Annotated in this window: 19 protein-coding genes; 6 read left to right on the top strand and 13 right to left on the bottom strand. The window is 59.3% G+C overall.

Features of this window, described 5'->3' with window-relative positions; genetic code table 11:
• Positions 1–15 precede the first annotated feature (15 nt).
• Positions 16–1,410, bottom strand: a complete 1,395-nt coding sequence (locus ACEN8R_RS25750) for an FAD-binding oxidoreductase (RefSeq protein ID WP_028939105.1) — start codon at positions 1,408–1,410, stop codon at positions 16–18.
• A 204-nt stretch (positions 1,411–1,614) separates the two neighbouring features.
• Between ACEN8R_RS25750 and serA the strand changes: the two genes are divergently transcribed.
• Positions 1,615–2,844 carry a phosphoglycerate dehydrogenase gene (serA, locus tag ACEN8R_RS25745; protein ID WP_007939276.1) on the top strand — a complete coding sequence of 410 codons (1,230 nt, stop codon included), beginning with the start codon at positions 1,615–1,617 and terminating at the stop codon, positions 2,842–2,844.
• A gap of 77 nt (positions 2,845–2,921) precedes the next feature.
• Here serA and ACEN8R_RS25740 read toward each other — a convergent pair whose 3' ends face one another.
• A complete protein-coding gene (locus ACEN8R_RS25740) occupies positions 2,922–3,347 on the bottom strand; it encodes a DUF4399 domain-containing protein (RefSeq protein ID WP_086944382.1) in 426 nt (141 codons plus the stop codon).
• A gap of 136 nt (positions 3,348–3,483) precedes the next feature.
• Between ACEN8R_RS25740 and ACEN8R_RS25735 the strand changes: the two genes are divergently transcribed.
• On the top strand, positions 3,484–4,071 hold the full coding sequence (locus tag ACEN8R_RS25735; protein WP_258612812.1) for a transporter substrate-binding domain-containing protein: 588 nt from the start codon (positions 3,484–3,486) through the stop codon (positions 4,069–4,071).
• 29 nt (positions 4,072–4,100) lie between these two features.
• On the opposite strand, the gene ACEN8R_RS25730 is transcribed toward ACEN8R_RS25735, so the two are convergent.
• Positions 4,101–4,586: a 2-thiouracil desulfurase family protein gene (locus tag ACEN8R_RS25730; protein WP_018928644.1), complete on the bottom strand. Its 486-nt coding sequence runs from the start codon at positions 4,584–4,586 to the stop codon at positions 4,101–4,103.
• Between the two features lie 2 nt (positions 4,587–4,588).
• The gene (locus ACEN8R_RS25725) at positions 4,589–5,221 is read right to left on the bottom strand and encodes a 2OG-Fe(II) oxygenase (RefSeq protein WP_018928643.1); all 633 of its coding nucleotides are present in this window, start codon (positions 5,219–5,221) and stop codon (positions 4,589–4,591) included.
• A 133-nt stretch (positions 5,222–5,354) separates the two neighbouring features.
• Between ACEN8R_RS25725 and ACEN8R_RS25720 the strand changes: the two genes are divergently transcribed.
• Positions 5,355–6,107 carry a DUF2059 domain-containing protein gene (locus ACEN8R_RS25720; protein ID WP_018928642.1) on the top strand — a complete coding sequence of 251 codons (753 nt, stop codon included), beginning with the start codon at positions 5,355–5,357 and terminating at the stop codon, positions 6,105–6,107.
• A 42-nt stretch (positions 6,108–6,149) separates the two neighbouring features.
• On the opposite strand, the gene bipL is transcribed toward ACEN8R_RS25720, so the two are convergent.
• Positions 6,150–7,097, bottom strand: coding sequence for a phospholipase BipL (bipL, locus tag ACEN8R_RS25715; protein ID WP_495624440.1), 948 nt, complete (start codon positions 7,095–7,097; stop codon positions 6,150–6,152).
• 97 nt (positions 7,098–7,194) lie between these two features.
• Here bipL and ACEN8R_RS25710 point away from each other — a divergent pair, with 97 nt between their 5' ends.
• Together ACEN8R_RS25710 and ACEN8R_RS25705 are read left to right on the top strand one after the other, a co-directional pair.
• Entirely contained in the window at positions 7,195–7,773 is a 579-nt protein-coding gene (locus ACEN8R_RS25710; protein WP_495624439.1) for a DUF6436 domain-containing protein, read from the top strand.
• Positions 7,774–7,877: 104 nt separating this feature from the next.
• Positions 7,878–10,280 carry a penicillin acylase family protein gene (locus tag ACEN8R_RS25705; protein WP_495624438.1) on the top strand — a complete coding sequence of 801 codons (2,403 nt, stop codon included), beginning with the start codon at positions 7,878–7,880 and terminating at the stop codon, positions 10,278–10,280.
• Positions 10,281–10,422: 142 nt separating this feature from the next.
• Here ACEN8R_RS25705 and ACEN8R_RS25700 read toward each other — a convergent pair whose 3' ends face one another.
• From ACEN8R_RS25700 to ACEN8R_RS25665, 8 genes are all read right to left on the bottom strand, one after another.
• Positions 10,423–11,313, bottom strand: coding sequence for an ABC transporter permease subunit (locus ACEN8R_RS25700; protein ID WP_018928638.1), 891 nt, complete (start codon positions 11,311–11,313; stop codon positions 10,423–10,425).
• Complete coding sequence (locus ACEN8R_RS25695; protein ID WP_018928637.1) at positions 11,310–12,230, bottom strand: ABC transporter permease subunit; 921 nt, start codon at positions 12,228–12,230, stop codon at positions 11,310–11,312. The genes ACEN8R_RS25700 and ACEN8R_RS25695 overlap by 4 nt, the downstream gene beginning before the upstream one ends.
• The gene (locus tag ACEN8R_RS25690) at positions 12,227–13,369 is read right to left on the bottom strand and encodes an ABC transporter ATP-binding protein (protein WP_018928636.1); all 1,143 of its coding nucleotides are present in this window, start codon (positions 13,367–13,369) and stop codon (positions 12,227–12,229) included. Before ACEN8R_RS25690 ends, ACEN8R_RS25695 begins: the two co-directional genes overlap by 4 nt.
• A gap of 61 nt (positions 13,370–13,430) precedes the next feature.
• Positions 13,431–14,528: a polyamine ABC transporter substrate-binding protein gene (locus ACEN8R_RS25685; protein WP_495624437.1), complete on the bottom strand. Its 1,098-nt coding sequence runs from the start codon at positions 14,526–14,528 to the stop codon at positions 13,431–13,433.
• A 238-nt stretch (positions 14,529–14,766) separates the two neighbouring features.
• A complete protein-coding gene (locus ACEN8R_RS25680) occupies positions 14,767–15,861 on the bottom strand; it encodes a polyamine ABC transporter substrate-binding protein (protein WP_018928634.1) in 1,095 nt (364 codons plus the stop codon).
• A 182-nt stretch (positions 15,862–16,043) separates the two neighbouring features.
• On the bottom strand, positions 16,044–17,408 hold the full coding sequence (locus ACEN8R_RS25675) for an aspartate aminotransferase family protein (protein ID WP_018928633.1): 1,365 nt from the start codon (positions 17,406–17,408) through the stop codon (positions 16,044–16,046).
• A gap of 72 nt (positions 17,409–17,480) precedes the next feature.
• Complete coding sequence (locus ACEN8R_RS25670; protein ID WP_018928632.1) at positions 17,481–18,839, bottom strand: glutamine synthetase family protein; 1,359 nt, start codon at positions 18,837–18,839, stop codon at positions 17,481–17,483.
• Positions 18,840–18,877: 38 nt separating this feature from the next.
• A complete protein-coding gene (locus tag ACEN8R_RS25665) occupies positions 18,878–19,654 on the bottom strand; it encodes a gamma-glutamyl-gamma-aminobutyrate hydrolase family protein (RefSeq protein WP_495624436.1) in 777 nt (258 codons plus the stop codon).
• A gap of 278 nt (positions 19,655–19,932) precedes the next feature.
• Here ACEN8R_RS25665 and ACEN8R_RS25660 point away from each other — a divergent pair, with 278 nt between their 5' ends.
• Positions 19,933–21,309, top strand: coding sequence for a glutamine synthetase family protein (locus ACEN8R_RS25660; protein WP_018928630.1), 1,377 nt, complete (start codon positions 19,933–19,935; stop codon positions 21,307–21,309).
• The last annotated feature ends 140 nt before the right edge of the window (positions 21,310–21,449 follow it).

Here is a 21,449-nt window from a genome sequence, read left to right as displayed (position 1 = left end):
TTAAAGTTCGAAGAATCAAACAGCGAAAATCTTGCCCGGGTTCATGATGCCATTCGGGTCGAACACCGCTTTGACGGCTTTCATGTACTCGATCTCAACCGGTGAGCGGCTATAGGTCAAGTAGTCACGTTTGGTCATGCCCACGCCGTGTTCGGCGGAAATCGAACCGTTGTACTTCTCGACGGTTTCGAACACCCACTTGTTGACGGTGGCGCACTTGGCGAAGAACTCATCCTTGCTCAGGTTATCCGGCTTGAGGATGTTCAAGTGCAGGTTGCCGTCGCCGATGTGGCCGAACCAGACGATTTCGAAGTCCGGGTAGTGTTCGCCGACGATCGCGTCGATTTCCTTCAGGAACCCCGGGACTTTCGACACAGTGACCGAAATGTCGTTTTTGTACGGCGTCCAGTGGGAAATGGTTTCGGAGATGTACTCGCGCAGCTTCCAGAGGTTCTGCAACTGGGTTTCGCTCTGGCTCATCACACCGTCCAGCACCCAGCCCTGCTCGACGCAGTACTCGAAGGTTTCCAGGGCGTGATTGGCCACTTCATCGGTGGTCGCTTCGAATTCCAGCAATGCATAGAACGGGCAGTCGGACTCGAACGGCGCCGGCACATCGCCGCGTGCCATGACCTTGGCCAGGGCTTTGTCGGAGAAGAATTCGAAGGCAGTCAGGTCAAGTTTGCTCTGGAACGCGTGCAATACCGGCATGATCGAATCGAAATCGGCGGTACCGAGCACCATCGCGGTAAGGTTTTTCGGCGCACGGTCCAGACGCATGGTGGCTTCGACGACAAAACCCAGGGTGCCTTCAGCGCCGATGAACAGCTGACGCAGGTCGTAGCCGGTGGCGTTCTTGATCAGGTCTTTGTTCAGTTCCAGCAGATCGCCCTTGCCGGTGACGACTTTCATGCCAGCCACCCAGTTACGGGTCATGCCGTAGCGAATTACCTTGATCCCACCGGCATTGGTGCCGATATTGCCACCTATCTGGCTGGAACCTGCCGAAGCGAAGTCCACCGGATAGTACAAACCGTGCTCTTCAGCCTTGTTCTGTAATTGTTCGGTAACCACGCCCGGCTGACAAACAACGGTGCGATCGGTGAGGTTCACGTCGAGAATCTGGTTCATGTAGTCGAAGGACACGACCACTTCGCCATTGGCCGCCACTGCTGCGGCAGAAAGCCCGGTACGACCGCCGGACGGCACCAGCGCAACCTTGTGTTCATTGGCCCAACGGACAATTGCCTGGACCTGCTCGATGGTCTTGGGGAACACAATGGCCGTCGGGGCCGGGGCGAAATGTTTGGTCCAATCCTTGCCGTAAGCGTTCAGGGAGTCGGCGTCGGTCAGCACCTTGCCAGGCTCAACCAGGGTCTTCAGCTCATCAATCAGCGCAGGATTGGTCATCGACAGAACTCTCGAACAATTCATGGTCATCCTGAGTACGCTTCACGTCGCAGAATGAGTGTTAGCAGGTCGCATATGCTAGCATACCGACCCCGCAGGATAGTGCCCAAAGGCTGTTCTGCGGCGACGGCTTTCCTGCCGTCCGGGTCAGCTCTGGCTGCTCCCTTCCCTGCCATTTTTTCTCCGGGACACAGGTTTACGCAGATGAGCAAGACTTCTCTCGATAAGAGCAAGATCAAGTTCCTTCTTCTCGAAGGCGTCCACCAATCGGCTGTCGACGTCCTCAAGGCGGCGGGCTACACCAGCATCGAGTACCTCACAGGTTCTCTGCCGGAAGCCCAGCTGAAGGAAAAGATCGCTGATGCTCACTTCATCGGCATTCGCTCCCGCACTCAACTGACCGAAGAGATCTTCGATCACGCGAAGAAACTGGTGGCTGTCGGCTGTTTCTGCATCGGCACCAACCAGGTCGACCTCAACGCGGCTCGCGAACGCGGTATCGCGGTATTCAACGCGCCGTACTCCAACACTCGCTCCGTTGCCGAGCTGGTGCTGGCCGAGGCGATCCTGTTGCTGCGCGGCATCCCTGAGAAGAACGCTTCCTGCCACCGTGGCGGCTGGATCAAAAGCGCAGCCAACTCCTTCGAAATCCGTGGCAAAAAGCTGGGTATCGTCGGTTACGGCTCGATCGGCACTCAACTGTCGGTCCTGGCTGAAGGCTTAGGGATGCAGGTTTACTTCTACGACACCGTGACCAAGCTGCCATTGGGCAACGCCACCCAGGTCGGCAACCTGCACGAGCTGTTGGGCATGTCCGACATCGTCACCCTGCACGTTCCAGAAACCGCTGCCACCCAGTGGATGATCGGCGAGAAGGAAATCCGCGCCATCAAGAAGGGCGGCATCCTGATCAACGCCGCGCGCGGCACCGTGGTCGAACTGGACGCCCTGGCGGACGCGATCAAGGACAAGCACCTGATCGGCGCGGCCATCGACGTATTCCCGGTGGAGCCACGCTCCAACGAAGAAGAGTTCGAAAGCCCGCTGCGTGGCCTGGACAACGTGATCCTGACCCCGCACATCGGTGGTTCTACCGCTGAAGCGCAGGCCAACATCGGCCTGGAAGTGGCGGAAAAGCTGGTCAAGTACAGCGACAACGGTACGTCGGTATCGTCCGTGAACTTCCCGGAAGTGGCCCTGCCGGCTCACCCTGGCAAGCACCGTCTGCTGCACATCCACGAAAACATTCCGGGTGTGATGAGCGAGATCAACAAGGTCTTCGCCGAAAACGGCATCAACATTTCCGGTCAGTTCCTGCAGACCAACGAGAAAGTCGGCTACGTCGTGATCGACGTCGATGCCGATTACTCGGAAATGGCGCAAGAGAAGCTGCAGCACATCAACGGCACCATTCGTTGCCGCGTGTTGTTCTGATCGCGACTTGAGCGACAAAAAAGGGAGCTCCTCGGAGCTCCCTTTTTTACGGCTGCTTTTTTATCGCTGTGGAAAAGTTACTTCACCGTCACGGTGATTTTCTTCGACACGATCGGCGGATCGAACGGCATGTGACCGCTGTCGCCCAGTTCGAGCTGCAAGGTGTGCTTGCCCGGTGCCAGTTTGATTTCTGCGTGAGTCTGCGCTTTGCCAAAGTGCATGTGATTGGCATCGTTTGGAATCGGAGCGCCGGCAGCCGGTAGTTTGTCGACATCGATCAGTAGATGGTGGTGCCCAGTGTTTTTGGTGGTGTCGCCCGCTGGTGCCAGTGCGATTTCCTTGACGCCGAAATTCACTGTAAAGGTTTGCGCGACCGTGGCTCCGTCCGCAGGAGATACGATGAACACTTCTGCCCCCTTCGGAGCCGGGGTGGCGGCACCGGCCAGCACCGAAACACCCATCAGCACACCAGCCAATGCTGCTCGTGACATAAAGCTTTTCATTCTCTTCTCCAGTTTTTCCGTAAAATTCGCTCGACCGTGAACAACTTAACGGCCATTCGTTGTCGAAGGCACTCAATAACCATAGCAAAGCGAGCCTGAACAGCGCGTCGCGATAAATGAATTCAAAGGAGTGACCATGCGCTTTTTGCCTGGCCTGATCTGCCTGCTACCCCTTTTGAGCCCTTTGGCTCATGCCGAACTGATGGACGATGTAAACGACCGCGGCGAATTGCGCATTGCTCTTGAGGCTAATACACCGCCCTTCAATTTCAAGGATGACGGCAAACTGACCGGGTTCGAGGTCGAGCTGGGTCAACTGCTGGCCAATGAGCTGGATGTACGGGCCGACTTCGTCGTCACTGATTCCGACGATCTGATGACCGGCGTCGAAAGCGGCAAATACGACGTTGCCATCAATCACATAGCACTGACCCCGGATCTGAAGGATCGTTTCGACTTCAGCGAACCTTACATTCACACCAACGCGCAATTGATCGCGCAGAAAGAAGTGCAACCGCGATCAATCCTGATAGTGCAGTCGCTGACGGAGGAAAAGCCGAAAGCCGCCCCGGCTGCAAGCCTGGCCATTCCGTTTCAGAAGGGTAACCCGGCGTTCCATGCCAGCCTGGAAAACGCCTTGCAGCGGATCAAGGCCGATGGCCGGCTGGAGGCCCTGGAGCAGAAGTGGTTTGGGGCAGATGCGGGTGCGGCGCCGAAACCTTGATTCGGGCGAATGAGTAACCCTGCGGGCTGTTACTTCAGGGTTGCCAGGGCCTGCGCCGCTTGCGGCAACTCCAGCTCGCTGAAGACTTGCACACCATGGCGCTTGAGCAGCGCGGCGGTCACGCCCTCACCGCTGACCTTCACTCCACTGAACGTCCCGTCATAGGTCAGCAGATTCCCGCAAGACGGGCTGTTGGCCTTGAGCACGGCAATCCGGATGCCGTGCTGTTGCACCAGCTCCAGCGCCTGAGAAGCCCCCGATAGAAACTCGGCACTGACGTCCTCGCCCTCGGTGGTGATGACCGATGCAAGGCCATCAAGCACTTCACCGCCCTGCCCGCCGGGAATTTCCGCCGCAGCCCTGGGTGTCGGCAACCCGCCGGCGACTTCCGGACACAACGGCACCACCCGGCCCTCGGCAATCCACTGTTCCAACAGATCGAACGGCCCGCTGGCCCCGCCGTCGTAACGGACGCGGTGACCGAGCAAACAGCGGCTTACCAGAATCTTTTGCATGATCAGAACGGCTCGTTGCCACGACGGCGGAACCAGCCCGTCAAGGACAGGCGTTCTCGGGTCGCGGGCAGGACTTCGTGGGGCACGTCGCCCGACAGGAACACCACCAGGCATCCGCCGGTGGGCACCACATCGTGTTCGACGCCTTCGTCCAGGTACATGCGCAACTGACCGCCATGCTCGGGCAGCCAGGCGTCGTTGAGGTAGATCACCGCCGAGACCATGCGCCGGTCGTCGTCACGGAAACGGTCGACATGCTTGAGGTAGAAAGCGCCGGGCGGGTACAGGGCGAAATGGCTTTCGAAATCTTCCAGGCCCAGGAACAAACCACGATTCATCGCCTCACGCAGGCTGTCCATCAACCCCAGGTAGCTGTCGCAGGACTCGGCCTGGCCGGGTTCGAGCCACTGGATATGGTCGCCGCGAATGCCCTCGCGAATCTCCGAAAACGCCCCGCGCCCCACGGCGGCCGGGGCGAGCTCACCCTCGGCGGCACGTTTACGACATTCGGCGGCCAGCGCCCGGGTCAGGTCCAGGGGCAGGAAAATATTCTGCTGCGACCAGCCGTGTTCGGCCAGGTCGTCGACGATACGTAACAGCAGTGGATGATCAGAGGGTATGTGCATGGCGCGCATAGTATTCCTGTGCCCGCAAATCCGACAGAGCCACGCAGCGGAGGATTGGTCGGATAAGGTACTCAACCTGATACGAATTCTCGACAAGTACGAATGCCGCACGGAGAATAGTCGCCTGCTGACAGGAGTCCCTATGCGTCGCTTGCTTTTCTCACTGTTGATGTTCTGCGTTTTGCCCGCCTGGGCGGACGGCCACGACCAGTTGTACAAGGTCGCCGGTTGGCCAGAACAACGCGCGCATTTCAACGATGCTCTCTCGGCCGCTCAGCAGCGCTATCAGAACAGCTTGCCACCGGCAGTGTTCCAGGCCCTGGTCGACAACAGCAATCTGCGGTTCGCCCCCAAGGCCATGGACCAGCGCGCCGAAGCGCAACTGCGCAAGAAGCTCGCCGACCCGAAACCTGCGCTGACCTTCTTTCAATCGCCCCTGGGCAAGAAAATCGTCGCCGCCGAACTGCTGGCGACCCGTCGCGATCAATTGGCGAAAAACGCCAAGGGCTTGCCGAAGATGCAGGCCAGCGATACCCGTCAACTGATCATCGGCCACCTGGCCCAGGCCCTGCCCGCCCGCGAGGCCGGCGCTGAAGTCAGCCTGGCGATCGCAGGCGTCGCGGCCGACAGCCTGAGTTCGATGATCCCTGGCTTGCTCGGCAACGGTCAGGCTCAAGGCATGTTGAACGGTCAGCGCCAGCGCCTGATGGAGCAGATCGGCGCCGACCTGAACAACACGCTGCTGTATGTCTATCGCGACCTGTCGGATGACGAACTGGAAGAGTTTTCGACCTTTGCCGAGTCCTCTGAAGGCAAGGCTTATTACCAAGCGGCATTGGCGGCGATTCGGGCGGGGTTGGCAGTGGGGCAAAGTACGTCGAGCCTGACCCAGTAATTTTTGGCGTCTGTGAAATGGCCCGCGAAGACTATCGAAATGTCACCGCCGATCCCGACTCATGCGCTTGGTCAAAAACCCGAAATACTCCTGCCGCAACCCCGGCGACTCATTCGCCAGATGATGCCGCGCCTCCGCCAGCATCAACACCTGGGGCCGATCGAACTTGCCTCGCAGCACTTCAAGGTTGTGCTCCCAATCCACGGTCATGTCCGCCTGCCCCTGCACGATCAGCGGCCGCCGCGGGCTGCTCGGTGCCGCTTCGATACGCTTGATCCACCGTCCCAGCGCACCGACCCAGGCCGTTGGCAGACGCAGCGGTTGCAGCGGATCGGCCTGCAGGAACGCGAGGAAGTCAGGGTCGTTGGAATTCTCGCTGAAGCGCCGGGCGATGCCTTTGACAAACGGCTTGAGCAGGTAATAACTGAGCCGCGACCAACCCCAGGCTCGCGGCCGCACCAAGGGCGACAGCAGAATCACTTGCCCCTGGGCCGGGCTGCTCGCACCTTGATTGAGTACATGGTCGATCACAATCGCCCCGCCGGTGCTTTGCCCGCACAAGTGCCAGGGCTGCGGAAGGCCCAACGACTGCGCCTCGGCCAGCAGGCCTTGCAGGGCGCTCTGGTACTCGGCGAAGTCCTTGATACTCGCCCGTTCGCCACTGGACAAGCCATGCCCCGGCAGGTCGCAGGCGATTACCGCAAACCCTTGGTCCAGCGCCCACTCAATCACATGCCGGTAGAGCCCGGTGTGATCGTAGAAGCCGTGAAATAGAAACAGCGTCGCCTTCGCCCGCTCGGGCCACCAGAGCTGGCTGACCACTTCATAACCATCGATCTCGAAACGCCCCAAGCCACGGCGCAGGGTCCGCTGTGGAAAATCCAGCCCGTAAAAACGCTGATAGGCCATGGCCTCCGTCGACAGCGGCCGCCACTCGGCCAACGGCCGCAGGCTGGCACGCAAATGATCGGGGTCGAAAGTGGCAGACATGGGCTATTCCAGAGCGCTAAACGGACTTTATCGGCCTGCGATATTCATCTGTCGCAGCAAGCATGGCAAGCTAGCCGACCTTCGAGGATTGAAACCCATGCGCCCGGCCTATCGCACCACACTGCTTGCCAGCCTGCTCGCCCTTGTGTGTGCCAGTGTGCTGTGGGCCGCTTACGACTGGTTTCAGGGACGCTACCTGCGAGCCTTCAGTTCGCACACCGCCGTGTTCTCCGGCGACCCGTTGCGCCTGCCCGACGAACTCGCCGGCCCCGGCGCCATTCGCCTGGTGCACTTCTGGGACCCGGCCTGCCCGTGCAATGTCGGCAACCAACAACACCTGACTGAACTGGTTGAGCAATATGTACCGCAGGGCGTCGAGTTCTATACGGTACAAAAGCCCGGCAGCCACGGCCAGTTGCCCGGCACCTTGAGCCGCCTGAAAACCCTCGCTGTCCTGCCTGGCTCCGAACATATCCCTGCCAGTCCGGCAGTGGCGATATGGGACCGCGACGGCAAGCTGGCATATTTCGGCCCGTACAGCGAAGGCCTGACCTGCAATTCGAGCAACAGCTTTATCGAGCCCATCCTGCAAGCGCTGAACGCAGGCAGGGCGGTGAACGCCACCCATACGATGGCGGTGGGTTGCTACTGCCCGTGGCCTGCGAAGGCGAAGTAAGGCATTCCTGACTTTTCCAGGACCGCGATGCCCGGCACAGGAGGTCTGTGCTACACGTTTGCAGCCCGCACGGGTGGCAACCCCTGAAAGAACAAGGAGTCACCATGAAACGCGTCCTGACCGTACTTGCCTTGCTGATCGTCGCGCTCGCCGCCGGGGGCGGCTGGTATATGTACAGCAAACAACCGACGCGCCAGGGCCAGGTGGCGTTGCAGCATCTGCAAGGCTCAGTGACCGTGCGCTACGACGAGCGCGGCGTGCCGCATATCCGCGCCGAAAACGAAACCGACCTCTACCGCGCCCTCGGCTACGTGCAGGCCCAGGACCGACTATTCCAGATGGAAGCCGTGCGGCGCCTGGCCCGTGGTGAGCTGGCCGAAGTCCTCGGCCCGAAACTGCTCGACACCGACAAACTGTTTCGCAGCCTGCGCATCCGCGAACGTGCTGACAGTTACGTGGCCGCGCTGGATCGTGAGTCGCCGGCGTGGAAGGCCCTGCAAGCCTATCTGGACGGCATCAATCAATATCAGGACAGCCACGCCGCGCCAGTAGAGTTCGACGTGCTGGGAATCCCCAAGCGCCCTTTCACCGCCGAAGACAGCATCAGCATCGCCGGCTACATGGCCTACAGCTTTGCCGCGGCGTTTCGCACCGAACCCTTGCTGACTTACGTGCGTGACCAACTGGGCGCCGATTACCTAAACATCTTCGACCTCGACTGGCAGCCCAAGGGCGTGCTGGCCAAAAGGCGCCCCAGCCCCGCGCCGGTCCTCGCCGCCAGTGACTGGAAAGACCTGAACGCCCTTGCCCGTCTGAGTGAGCAGGCTCTGGCCGACCACGGCCTGCCGCAATTCGAAGGCAGCAACGCCTGGGTGATTTCCGGCAACCGCAGCAAAAGCGGCAAGCCGCTGCTGGCCGGTGACCCGCACATACGCTTCTCGGTGCCGTCAGTGTGGTACGAGGCGCACCTGTCGGCGCCAGGCTTCGAGCTGTATGGCTACCATCAGGCGCTGGTGCCGTTTGCATTTCTCGGCCACAACCTGGACTTCGGCTGGAGCCTGACGATGTTCCAGAACGACGATCTGGACCTGATCGCCGAGAAGGTCAACCCGGACAACCCGAACCAGGTCTGGTATCGCGGCAAGTGGGTGGACATGGTCACCACCGAACAACAGATCGCAGTGAAAGGCCAGTCACCGGTCACATTGACGCTGCGCCAGTCGCCCCATGGCCCGATCGTCAACGATGCGCTTGGCACTGCCGCCGGCAAGACGCCGGTTGCCATGTGGTGGGCGTTCCTCGAAACCCCGAATCCGATCCTCGACGGCTTCTACCAGCTCAATCGCGCCGACACCCTGGCCAAGGCCCGCGCCGCGGCCGCCAAGGTTCAGGCTCCAGGGTTGAACATCGTCTACGCCAACGCCAAGGGCGATATCGGCTGGTGGGCCTCGGCGTTGCTGCCCAAGCGTCCGGCCGGGGTGAAGCCCGGTTTCATCCTCGACGGCAGCACCCCTCAGGCGGACAAGGAAGGTTTTTACCCGTTCAGTGCCAACCCGCAGGAAGAGAACCCGGCGCGGGGCTACATCGTCTCGGCCAACTTCCAACCGGTGTCGCCGACCGGCATGGAAATTCCCGGCTACTACAACCTCGCCGATCGCGGGCAGCAGCTCAATCGCCAGCTCAGCGACAAGAACGTGAAGTGGGACAACGCGGCCAACCAGAAGCTGCAACTGGGTACCACCACCGCCTACGGGCCGCGCTTGCTGGCGCCTTTGCTGCCGGTACTGCGTGAAGTGGTGAGCGACCCGGCCGAACTCAAACTGGTGGAGCAACTGGCGCAGTGGAGCGGCGATTACCCGCTGGACTCCATCAGCGCCACCCTGTTCAACCAGTTCCTGTTCAACCTCGCCGACGCGGCGCTGCGCGATGAACTGGGCAATGACTTCTTCGAAACGCTGCTCCCGACCCGGGTGATCGATGCCGCGCTGCCGCGCCTGGCGGCCTCCGCCGACTCGCCGTGGTGGGACAACCGCAACACCCCTGGCAAGGAAACCCGCGCCGATACGGTCAAGGTGGCCTGGCAAGCGAGCATGGCTCATATCAAAGCCACCCTTGGCGCCGATTCCGCGCAATGGCAGTGGGGCAAGGCGCACACCCTGACCCACGGCCATCCGCTGGGGATGCAAAAGCCCCTGGACCAGATTTTCAACGTTGGCCCATTCGCGGCACCCGGCACCCACGAAGTACCGAACAACCTCTCGGCCAAGATCGGCCCGGCGCCGTGGCCCGTGACCTACGGCCCGTCGACCCGGCGGCTGATCGACTTCGCCGACCCGGCCCATAGCCTGACCATCAACCCGGTGGGCCAGAGCGGCGTGCCGTTCGACAGCCACTATGCCGACCAGGCCGAGGCGTATATCGAAGGGGTTTATTACCAGGCGAATTTCAATGAGGAAGAAGTGATGGCCAATACCCGCAGCACCTTGAAGCTGTTGCCGGCGCGGTAGATTTTTGCTGGCCGGGCTGACGCCTTCGCCGCAAAATTCTGGGCCATAAAGTCAAAAGATCGCAGCCTGCGGCAACTCTTACGGGATTCACATTCCACTGTAGGAGCTGCCGCAGGTTGCGATCTTTTGATCGGCAGCAGTTTTAAGCCGCTTCCGGTGCCTGCGCCCGACGTACGTCCGGTTGTTTCCAGGAGTCGGCAGCGGCTTCCTCGATGGCTTGCTGGATCGCACGTTTGCGGCTTTCTTCGGCGCGACGGCTGAAGAACCAGACCAGGAAGGTCACCAGCGACACCGCCAGCAGAATCAGGCTGGCCACGGCGTTGATCTCAGGCTTCACGCCCAGGCGCACCGCCGAGAACACTTCCATCGGCAGGGTCGTGGAGCCTGGCCCGGACACAAAGCTCGCCAACACCAAATCATCCAGCGACAAGGCAAACGACATCATGCCGCCGGCCGCCAGTGACGGCGCGATCATCGGGATGGTGATCAGGAAGAACACTTTCCATGGCCGCGCACCGAGGTCCATGGCGGCTTCTTCGATGGACAAATCCAATTCACGCAAGCGCGCCGACACCACCACCGCCACATAGGCTGCACAGAATGTGGTGTGAGCGATCCAGATGGTGACGATGCCGCGCTCCTGCGGCCAGCCGATCATCTGCGCCATGGCCACGAACAGCAGCAACAGCGACAGACCGGTGATCACTTCCGGCATCACCAGCGGCGCCGTCACCAGGCCGCCAAACAGTGTGCGGCCCTTGAAGCGGGTGATGCGGGTCAGCACGAACGCCGCCAGCGTCCCCAATGCCACCGCCGCTATCGCCGTGTAGCAAGCGATTTCCAGCGAGCGCACCACTGAGCCCATCAGTTGCGTGTTGTCGAGCAGGCCGACGTACCACTTCACCGACCAGCCGCCCCACACCGTTACCAGTTTCGAGGCGTTGAACGAGTAGATCACCAGGATCAGCATTGGCGCGTAGATGAACAGCAGACCCAGCACCAGCATCAGGTTCGAGAAACGGAAGCGCTTCATTCTTTACCCTCCATTTCCTTGGCCTGACTGCGGTTGAACAGGATGATCGGCACAATCAGGATTGCCAGCATCACCACCGCCAGGGCAGACGCCACCGGCCAGTCGCGGTTGTTGAAGAACTCTTGCCAGAGCACTTTACCGATCATCAGGGTTTCCGGACCACCGAGCAGTTCCGGGATCACGAACTCCCCCACCACCGGGATGAACACCAGCATGCAGCCGGCGATAATGCCGTTTTTCGACAGCGGCACGGTGATCTTCCAGAAGCTGTTGAAGTTGCTCGAACCGAGGTCCGATGCGGCTTCCAGCAGGCTGTGATCGTGTTTCACCAGGTTGGCGTAGAGCGGCAGGATCATGAACGGCAGATAGGAGTAAACAACCCCGATATAAACCGCCAGGTTGGTATTGAGGATCTGCAACGGCTCGTCGATCCAGCCCATGCTCATCAGAAAACCATTGAGCAGCCCGTTGTTGCTGAGGATGCCCATCCACGCATACACGCGGATCAGGATCGCGGTCCAGGTCGGCATCATGATCAGCAGCACCAGCACCGTTTGCAGCTCTTTGCGGGCGGTGGCAATGCCATAGGCCATCGGGTAGCCGATCAGCAGGCAGAGGATGGTGCTGAACAGCGCCATCTTCAGCGAGCCTAGGTAAGCGGCGATGTACAACTCGTCATCGCCCAGCATCGCGTAGTTGGCCAGGTTGAGCAGCACCTGCAGTTTCTGGTCAACGAAGGTGTAGATCTCGGTGTACGGCGGAATGGCCACGTCGGCTTCAGCGAAGCTGATCTTCAGGACGATGAAGAACGGCAGCATGAAGAACATGAACAGCCAGATGAACGGAACCCCGATGACCAGCTGACGGCCACCGGGAAGTATTCGATTGAGCCGGCGTTTGAGTTTGCGCATGTTCATGAGCGAAGTACCACGCCGCTGTCGTCTTCCCACCACACGTAAACCTGGTCACCCCAGGTCGGGCGCTGGCCACGGCGCTCGGCGTTGGCGACGAAGGACTGCACCAGCTTGCCGCTCGGCAGTTCGACGTAGAACACCGAATGGCCGCCGAGGTAGGCGATGTCGTGCACCTTGCCGCTGGACCAGTTGTGTTCGCAGGTCGGCATTTCGGCCGTCACCAGCAGTTTTTCCGGACGGATCGCATAGGTAACGGACTTGTCCTGCACCGAGGTGCTGATGCCGTGACCCACGTAAATGTTGCGGTCCAGATCCTTGCAGGTGATCAGTGCATGGCCCTCGGCGTCGTCCACCACTTCACCTTCGAAGATGTTGACGTTGCCGATGAATTCGCAGACCAGTCGGCTGGTCGGGGTTTCGTAGATGTCGATCGGGCTGCCGATCTGGGCGATCCAGCCCAGGTGCATGATCGCGATGCGCTCGGCCATGGTCATGGCCTCTTCCTGGTCGTGGGTCACCATGACGCAGGTTACGCCGACGCGTTCGATGATCTCGACCAGTTCCAGCTGCATTTGCGAACGCAGTTTCTTGTCCAGCGCGCCCATCGGTTCGTCGAGCAACAACAGCTTCGGCCGCTTGGCCAACGAACGCGCCAGGGCCACGCGCTGACGCTGACCACCGGACAGCTGATGCGGTTTGCGCTTGGCGTACTCACTCATCTGCACCAGCTTGAGCATCTCGGCCACGCGGGCATCGACCTCGGCCGTCGGGATCTTGTCCTGCTTGAGGCCGAAGGCGATGTTCTGCGCCACGGTCATGTGCGGGAACAAGGCGTAGGACTGGAACATCATGTTGATCGGCCGCTCGTACGGCGGCATGTCAGTGATGTCTACGCCATCAAGGAAAATGCGCCCCTCCGTGGGCCGTTCGAAACCTGCCAGCATCCGCAGCAAGGTGGATTTGCCCGAACCCGAGCCGCCGAGCAAGGCGAAGATTTCGCCTTTCTTGATTTCCAGGGACACGTCGTCCACGGCAATCGTCTCGTCGAACTTTTTGGTGACCCGGTCGATTTTGACCAACACCTGTTTAGGTGATTGGTCGCCCTCGAGGGCTTTCTTATAGGCGCCGGAGGCAACTGCCATTTACGAAACTCCCAACAGAATTTGCAGTTCGCTCAATGTGGCGAACCTGGATAGTTTGACGCTATTTGCCCGACTTGACCTTGGTCCAGCTGCGCGTCATCAAACGTTGTATGTTCGGTGGCAACTCGATGGACACATACGTCTTGTCGAGGACCGCTTGCGGCGGATAAACCGACGCGTCAGTGCGTATGGATTGTTCCATCAGTTTGTCCGACCCAGGGTTTGGGTTGGCGTAGCCCACGGCATCGCTGACCTTGGCGATCACCTCAGGCTTGAGCAAATAGTTGATGAAGGCGTGGGCTTCCTTGACGTTGGCCGCATCCTTGGGGATCGCCAGCATATCGAACCAGAGCGCGCCGCCCTCTTTTGGAATCGAGTAGGCGATGTTCATGCCTTTACCGGCTTCAGCCGCGCGTGCCTTGGCCTGGAAAATGTCGCCGGAAAAACCGATCGCAACGCAGATATCACCGTTGGCCAGGTCCGCGATGTATTTGGATGAGTGGAAGTACGTCACATAAGGCCGCACCGCCAGCAATTTAGCCTCGGCCTTTTTGTAGTCTTCGGGGTTGGTGCTATTGGCGTTCAGGCCCATGTAGTTGAGGACCGTGGGCATCATTTCATCGGCGGAGTCGAGGAACGCGACGCCGCAGCTGTGCAGCTTCTTGATGTTTTGCGGCTCGAACACCACATCCCAGGAATCGATCTTGTCGAGCCCCAGCACAGCCTTGATCTTGTCGACGTTGTAACCGATGCCGTTGGTGCCCCACAGATATGGCACGGCATATTGGTTACCCGGATCGTTCTGCTCCAGGCGCTTGAGCAACACCGGATCGAGGTTGGAATAGTTGCCTAGCTTAGACTTGTCGAGTTTCTGGAAAGCGCCGGCCTTGATCTGCTTGCCAAGGAAATGGTTGGACGGCACGACCACGTCGTAACCGGTACGCCCGGCCAGCAATTTGCCTTCCAGGGTTTCGTTGGAATCGAATACGTCGTAAATCGGCTTGATACCGGCGTCTTTCTGAAAGTCGGCCAGGGTGGTCTCACCGATGTAGTCCGACCAGTTATAAATATGCACCGTGCCGGTGGCCTGGGCACTGACGGCAAGCGTCAGCCCGGCGCCGACCAGCAGGGCATTGCGCAACAAAGAAAAAACAGGCAAGTGGAGGTCCTCTAAAATTAGTTGGGCCCAAGTTGCCCCGCGCTACATGACAGCCATGGCTGCCTGACAACAAAACCGGCGCGCAACTTACCCTCGAAAAACCGTTCCAGCAAACTTTATGAAGATCCTGTAGCAGCGGCCGCAAGCTGCATTCAACTGCGAAGCAGTTGTGCTGTCGAAAAGCGGAGGTCCTTCGGACCTCAACGCAGCCTTCGGCAGCTGCTACAGGGTTTATTACTTATTTACCGGATTTGATCTTGGTCCAGCTGCGGGTCAGTTCGCGCTGGGTTGCGGCTGGCAAATCAGCGATCGCATACAGCTTGGCCTGTACTTCAGGAGTCGGATAGATGCCCGGATCCGAAGTGATGTCCTTGCTCACATACTGGGTGGCTTCAGCATTACCGTTAGGGAAACGCACAGCGTTGGTGATGTCAGCCATTACTTTCGGTTGCAGCAGGTAGTTCATGAACTTGTAGGCCCCCTCGACGTTTTCCGCATCCTTGGGGATTGCGACCATGTCGTAGAAGCTGCCAGCGCCTTCTTTTGGAATGGCGTAGCTGACTTTCACCTTGTCACCGGCTTCGGCAGCACGGGACTTGGCTTGCTGGACGTCACCCGAATAGCCGACGGCTACGCAGATGTTGCCGTTGGCCAGGTCCGAGATGTACTTCGAGGAGTGGAAGTAGGTGATCGAAGGACGAATCTTGAGGAACAGCTCCTCGGCTTTCTTGATGTCTTCTTTCTTCTGGCTGTCGGTTGGCAGACCCAGGTAATGCAGGGCGACCGGCAGCATTTCGGTAGGCGAATCCAGGAAGCTCACACCGCAGCCCTTGAGCTTGGCAATGTTTTCAGGCTTGAGCAGGGTGTCCCAGGAATCGATCGTGTCGACGCCCAGTGCTGCCTTGACTTTCTCAGGGTTGTAACCGATCCCGATCGAGCCCCACATGTAAGGGAAGGCATGTTTGTTGTCCGGGTCACTGACGGAAACCGCTTTAAGCAGTGATTTGTTCAGGTTGCCGTAGTTGGACAGCTTGGACTTGTCCAGCTCCCGGTAAACACCGGCCTTGATTTGCTTGGCGAGGAAGTTGTTCGACGGTACGACAACGTCGTAACCGGACTTGCCTGCCAGCAACTTGGCTTCCAGGGTTTCGTTGCTGTCGAATACGTCGTACACCACCTTGATCCCGGACTCTTTTTCGAAGTTCGCGATGGTGTCCGGTGCGATGTAATCGGACCAGTTGTACACGTGCAGCACTTTATCGTCGGCCTGAACGGCGCCCGCCATCACGCCCATCAGGGACATGGCGAGGAGGGTCTTGCCAGTTATCTTCATACCTAATGCCTTCATGGGTAATGCTCCAGTTTTTCTTTTTAACCACGTGCTCAGCAGCCTGTTACAGGGCATCCGAACAACCGTTAGTCTGGCAAGATCCAAGGCAGGCTTTCAAGGAAAGCCCCATCCTTTGTTTGCACTGAGCGAAGTGCAGACATTGCACCTCGCTCAGAGCCTAGCACTTAGCCCTGCAACGCACTCAGGGTCAGGTCCAGGCACTTGCGCGCCTTGGTCACCAACTCGTCGATTTCAGCCGGTGTAATCACCAGTGGCGGTGCAATGATCATGGTGTCGCCGACCGCACGCATGATCAGGCCGTTGTCGAAGCAGAACTGCCGGCAGATCATGCCGACGCCCTTGCCTTCGTAACGCTTGCGAGTGGCCTTGTCCTGAACCAGCTCGATAGCCCCCAACAGACCGACCCCACGCACTTCCCCCACCAACGGGTGATCGTTCAGTTCCCGTAGACGCTTTTGCAAATAAGGTGCCGTTTCTGCCCGCACATGCTCGACAATTTTCTCATCGCGCAGGATGCGGATGTTTTCCAGCGCCACCGCCGCGGCCACCGGGTGCCCGGAATAGGTGAAACCGTGGTTGAAATCACCACCTTCGTTGAGCACCTCGACCACATCGTCATGCACGATCAGGCCACCCATCGGGATGTAGCCGGACGTCAGACCTTTGGCGATGGTCATCATGTGGGGCTTGAGGTCGTAGAAATCGGTACCGAACCACTCACCGGTACGACCGAAACCGCAGATCACCTCGTCGGCCACGAACAGGATGTCGTACTTGGCGAGTATTTCCTTGATGCGCGGCCAGTAGCTGTCTGGCGGAATGATCACGCCGCCGGCGCCCTGGATCGGCTCGGCAATAAATGCACCGACGTTGTCGACGCCGATTTCCAGAATCTTCTCTTCCAGCTGATTGGCCGCCCAGATACCGAACTCTTGTGGCGTCATGTCACCGCCTTCGCCGAACCAGTATGGCTGGGCGATGTGGACGATGCCTGGGATCGGCAAATCGCCCTGTTCGTGCATGTACGTCATGCCACCCAGGCTCGCGCCGGCCACGGTGGAGCCGTGATAGCCGTTCTTGCGACTGATGATGACTTTCTTCTTCGGCTGGCCCTTGATCGCCCAGTAGTGGCGAACCATCCGCAGCATGGTGTCGTTGCCTTCAGAACCGGAACCGGTGAAGAACACATGATTCATGCCTTCAGGCGCGATTTCAGCGATGACCTTGGCCAGCTCCAGCACCGGCGGGTGAGCGGTCTGGAAGAACAGGTTGTAATAAGGCAGTTCGCGCATTTGCTTGGCGGCGGCATCGGCCAGTTCATCGCGACCATAGCCGATCGCGACGCACCACAGACCGGCCATGCCGTCGAGGATCTTGTTGCCTTCGCTGTCCCAGAGGTAAACACCCTTGGCATTAGTGATGATCCGCGGGCCTTTCTCTTTCAGCTGCTTGAAGTCGCTGAACGGGGCCAGGTGGTGATCATTGCTCAGGGTTTGCCATGCACGGGTTTGCGGGTTGTTGCTGGTCATGCGAATTCTCCTTGGATTGCAGTGACGGCGCGACGTCAGAGGGCAATCACGCCCCTTGTCGCGCCCGGCGCATCAGACGGCGAAGAGCAGGAACTCCCGCTCCCACGAACTGATCACGCGCTTGAAGTTTTCATGCTCGGCCCGCTTGACCGCGACGTAGCCTGTGATGAATTTCTTGCCCAGATACTTTTCGATGGTCTTGCTGTTTTCCATACGATCCAGCGCGTCTTCGATGGTTAACGGCAGGCGCAGATTGCGCCGCTCGTAACCACGCCCCACCACCGGGGCACTCGGGTTATGCCCTTCGAGCATCCCGATCAGGCCGCACAACAGGCTGGCGGCGATGGCCAGGTAAGGGTTGGCGTCGGCACCCGGCAGACGGTTTTCCACCCGACGGTTCTGCGGCCCGGCATCCGGAACCCGCAGGCCCACGGTGCGGTTCTCTTCGCCCCACTCCACGTTCACCGGTGCCGAGGTATCCGGCAGGAAGCGGCGGAACGAATTGACGTTGGGCGCGAACAGCGGCAGCAACTCAGGGATGAATTTCTGCAAACCGCCGATGTGATGGAGGAACAGCTGGCTCATGGTCCCGTCTTCATTGGAGAAGACGTTTTTGCCGGTCTCGATGTCGATGATGCTCTGGTGCAAATGCATGGCACTGCCCGGCTCGCCAGTCATGGGCTTGGCCATGAAGGTCGCCGCCACGTTGTGCTTGAGTGCGGCTTCTCGCATGGTGCGTTTGAACACCAGAATCTGGTCGGCCAGGGACAGGGCATCGCCGTGACGGAAGTTGATTTCCATCTGCGCAGTGCCGTCCTCGTGGATCAACGTGTCGAGGTCCAGCTCCTGCAATTCGCACCAGTCGTAGACGTCTTCGAACAACGGGTCGAATTCGTTCGCCGCTTCAATGGAGAACGACTGGCGACCGGTTTCCGGACGACCGGATCGGCCAATCGGCGGTTGCAACGGGTAGTCCGGGTCATCGCTGCGCTTGGTGAGGTAGAACTCCATTTCCGGCGCCACGATCGGCTGCCAGCCATGGTCGGCGTAGAGTTTCAGTACCTTCTTGAGCACGTTGCGCGGCGACAGCTCGATCGGGTTGCCCTGCTTGTCGTAGGTGTCGTGGATCACGATGGCGGTGGGTTCAATGGCCCAGGGCACCAGGAACACGGCGTTCTGGTCGGGGCGGCAGACCATGTCGATGTCGGCCGGGTCGAGCAGTTCGTAATAGATGTCGTCTTCGACATAGTCGCCGGTCACGGTCTGTAACAGAACGCTTTCGGGCAGGCGCATGCCTTTTTCGGCGATGAACTTGTTGGTCGGCGAGATCTTGCCCCGGGTGATGCCGGTCAGGTCGCCAATCATGCATTCGACTTCTGTGATCTTGTGGTCTTTCAACCAATCGGTGAGCTGGTCGAGGTTGTTACTCATAAATGCCTCTTAGGCTTGAGTTTCCTGACTTTTATAAGTCAGGCGTTGTTTGACGCATCGGCGTCGCGTTGTAATGCGCGCTTGCGGCAGGCATCGCCAAATGCCTGGAAAATCGCAAGGTAGTCAGGATTCAAGCTTACCTGCCATTCGGGATGCCATTGCACGCCTAAAGCAAAAGCCTTGCCTTCGATTACAGAGACCGCTTCGATCAGCCCATCGGGCGCCACAGCTTCCACACGAAGGCCCGGCGCCAGCCGCTCGACGCCCTGACCATGAATCGAGTTGACTTGAATGTCGCTCGCCAGGCCCAGCCCCGCAAGTACACCACCCGGCTGGACGTGCACTAGGTGACTGGGAGCGTACTGCCCTTCGAGCGACAGGCTGTCGTCTTCACGGTGATCCATGAAGGGACCGGCCTCGTGGACCTTCTGATGCAGGCTGCCACCGAACGCCACATTCATTTCCTGGAAGCCGCGGCAGATACCGAGCACGGGAACGCCAGCCTCGACAGCGGCGCGGATCAGCGGGAGAGTGGTGGCATCGCGTGCAGAATCATGAGCAGTGCCTGGCGCGCTGGCCGGGCCGTTGTAGTGAAACGGTTCTATATTAGAAGGAGAGCCTGTAAACAGAATGCCGTCCAGAGCGTCCAGAATATCGGACGGCGCCAGTCGATCTGCCAGGGATGGAAGAATCAACGGCAGGCCTTTGGCAGCTGAAGCCACGGCGCGTACGTATTTGTCGCCACTGATGTGATAAGCATGCAGACCGATCTGCTTTGAGCAGGCGGTGACGCCGATTAACGGCAGGCGAGACATGAAGCACCCCGGTATTATTGCTGTTATGGGTTTAAATCGAGCTTAGCCTTGTTCATTTTTTTACACAACACCCCCGTAAAAAATACAACACGGCCCGCTCAAGCCCGCGGGCGCCAAGACGTCAGAAGACAAAAATACGCCCCAAAGTGCCTCAAAAAAGCCTTGCGAGCGCTTTTTTAGGGCAAAAAAGGCCTCGCTTGACTTCGGCATGCCGTTCGGGTTGACTGGAATCTGAAAAGATCAATGATTGATATTTTTAACAACAAAGGTGTTGCATCATGTCGGTACCCCCGCGTGCCGTTCAGCTTAACGAAGCGAACGCGTTCCTTAAGGAACATCCTGAGGTTCTGTACGTTGACCTTCTGATTGCGGATATGAATGGTGTGGTGCGCGGCAAGCGCATCGAACGCACCAGCCTCCACAAGGTTTACGAGAAAGGCATCAACCTGCCGGCCTCTCTATTTGCTCTGGATATCAATGGCTCGACGGTGGAAAGCACCGGCCTGGGCCTGGACATCGGCGATGCTGACCGAATCTGCTATCCAATCCCCGACACCCTGTGCAATGAGCCCTGGCAGAAGCGCCCGACTGCGCAACTGCTGATGACCATGCACGAACTCGAAGGTGAACCTTTCTTCGCCGACCCGCGCGAAGTCCTGCGTCAAGTGGTGACCAAGTTCGATGAGATGGGCCTGACCATCTGCGCCGCGTTCGAACTGGAGTTCTACCTGATCGACCAGGAAAACGTGAACGGTCGCCCGCAACCGCCGCGCTCGCCGATCTCCGGCAAACGTCCGCACTCGACCCAGGTCTACCTGATCGACGATCTGGATGAATATGTCGACTGCCTCCAGGACATTCTGGAAGGTGCGAAAGAGCAAGGCATCCCTGCCGACGCGATCGTCAAGGAAAGCGCCCCGGCGCAGTTCGAAGTGAACCTGCACCACGTGGCCGACCCTATAAAGGCCTGCGACTACGCGGTGCTGCTCAAGCGTCTGATCAAAAACATCGCCTACGACCATGAGATGGACACCACCTTCATGGCCAAGCCTTATCCAGGCCAGGCGGGTAATGGTCTGCACGTCCACATCTCGATTCTTGATAAAGATGGCAAAAACATTTTTGCCAGCGAGGATCCCGAGCAGAACGCCGCACTGCGTCACGCGATCGGCGGTGTGCTCGAGACCCTGCCGGCGCAGATGGCTTTCCTCTGCCCGAACGTCAACTCCTACCGTCGTTTCGGCGCGCAGTTCTACGTGCCGAACTCGCCGTGCTGGGGCCTGGACAACCGCACCGTGGCGATTCGCGTACCAACCGGCTCCTCCGATGCCGTGCGCATTGAACACCGTGTGGCTGGCGCCGATGCCAACCCGTACCTGCTGATGGCCTCGGTCCTGGCCGGCGTGCACCACGGCCTGGTCAACAAGATCGAGCCGGGCGCGCCCGTGGAAGGCAACAGCTACGAGCAGAACGAGCAAAGCCTGCCGAACAACCTGCGCGATGCACTGCGCGAGCTGGACGACAGCGAAGTCATGGCCAAGTACATCGATCCGAAATACATCGATATCTTCGTCGCCTGTAAAGAGAGCGAGCTGGAGGAGTTCGAACACTCCATCTCCGACCTCGAATACAACTGGTACCTGCATACCGTGTAAACGGTTGCCGTAAAAACAACGCCGCCGGCCTTACCGCCTGCGGCGTTTTTTTATGGCCGCCTGCGGCGGTTCGCGGGCAAGCCTCGCTCCTACAAGCCCATGTCGATCGGCGCCCCTGTAGGAGCGAGGCTTGCCCGCGA

The sequence above is a fragment of the Pseudomonas sp. Pseusp15 genome, from assembly GCF_059492165.1.
The sequence above is the reverse complement of the archived record's forward strand: the minus strand, read 5'-3'. Positions and strand labels throughout refer to the sequence as shown.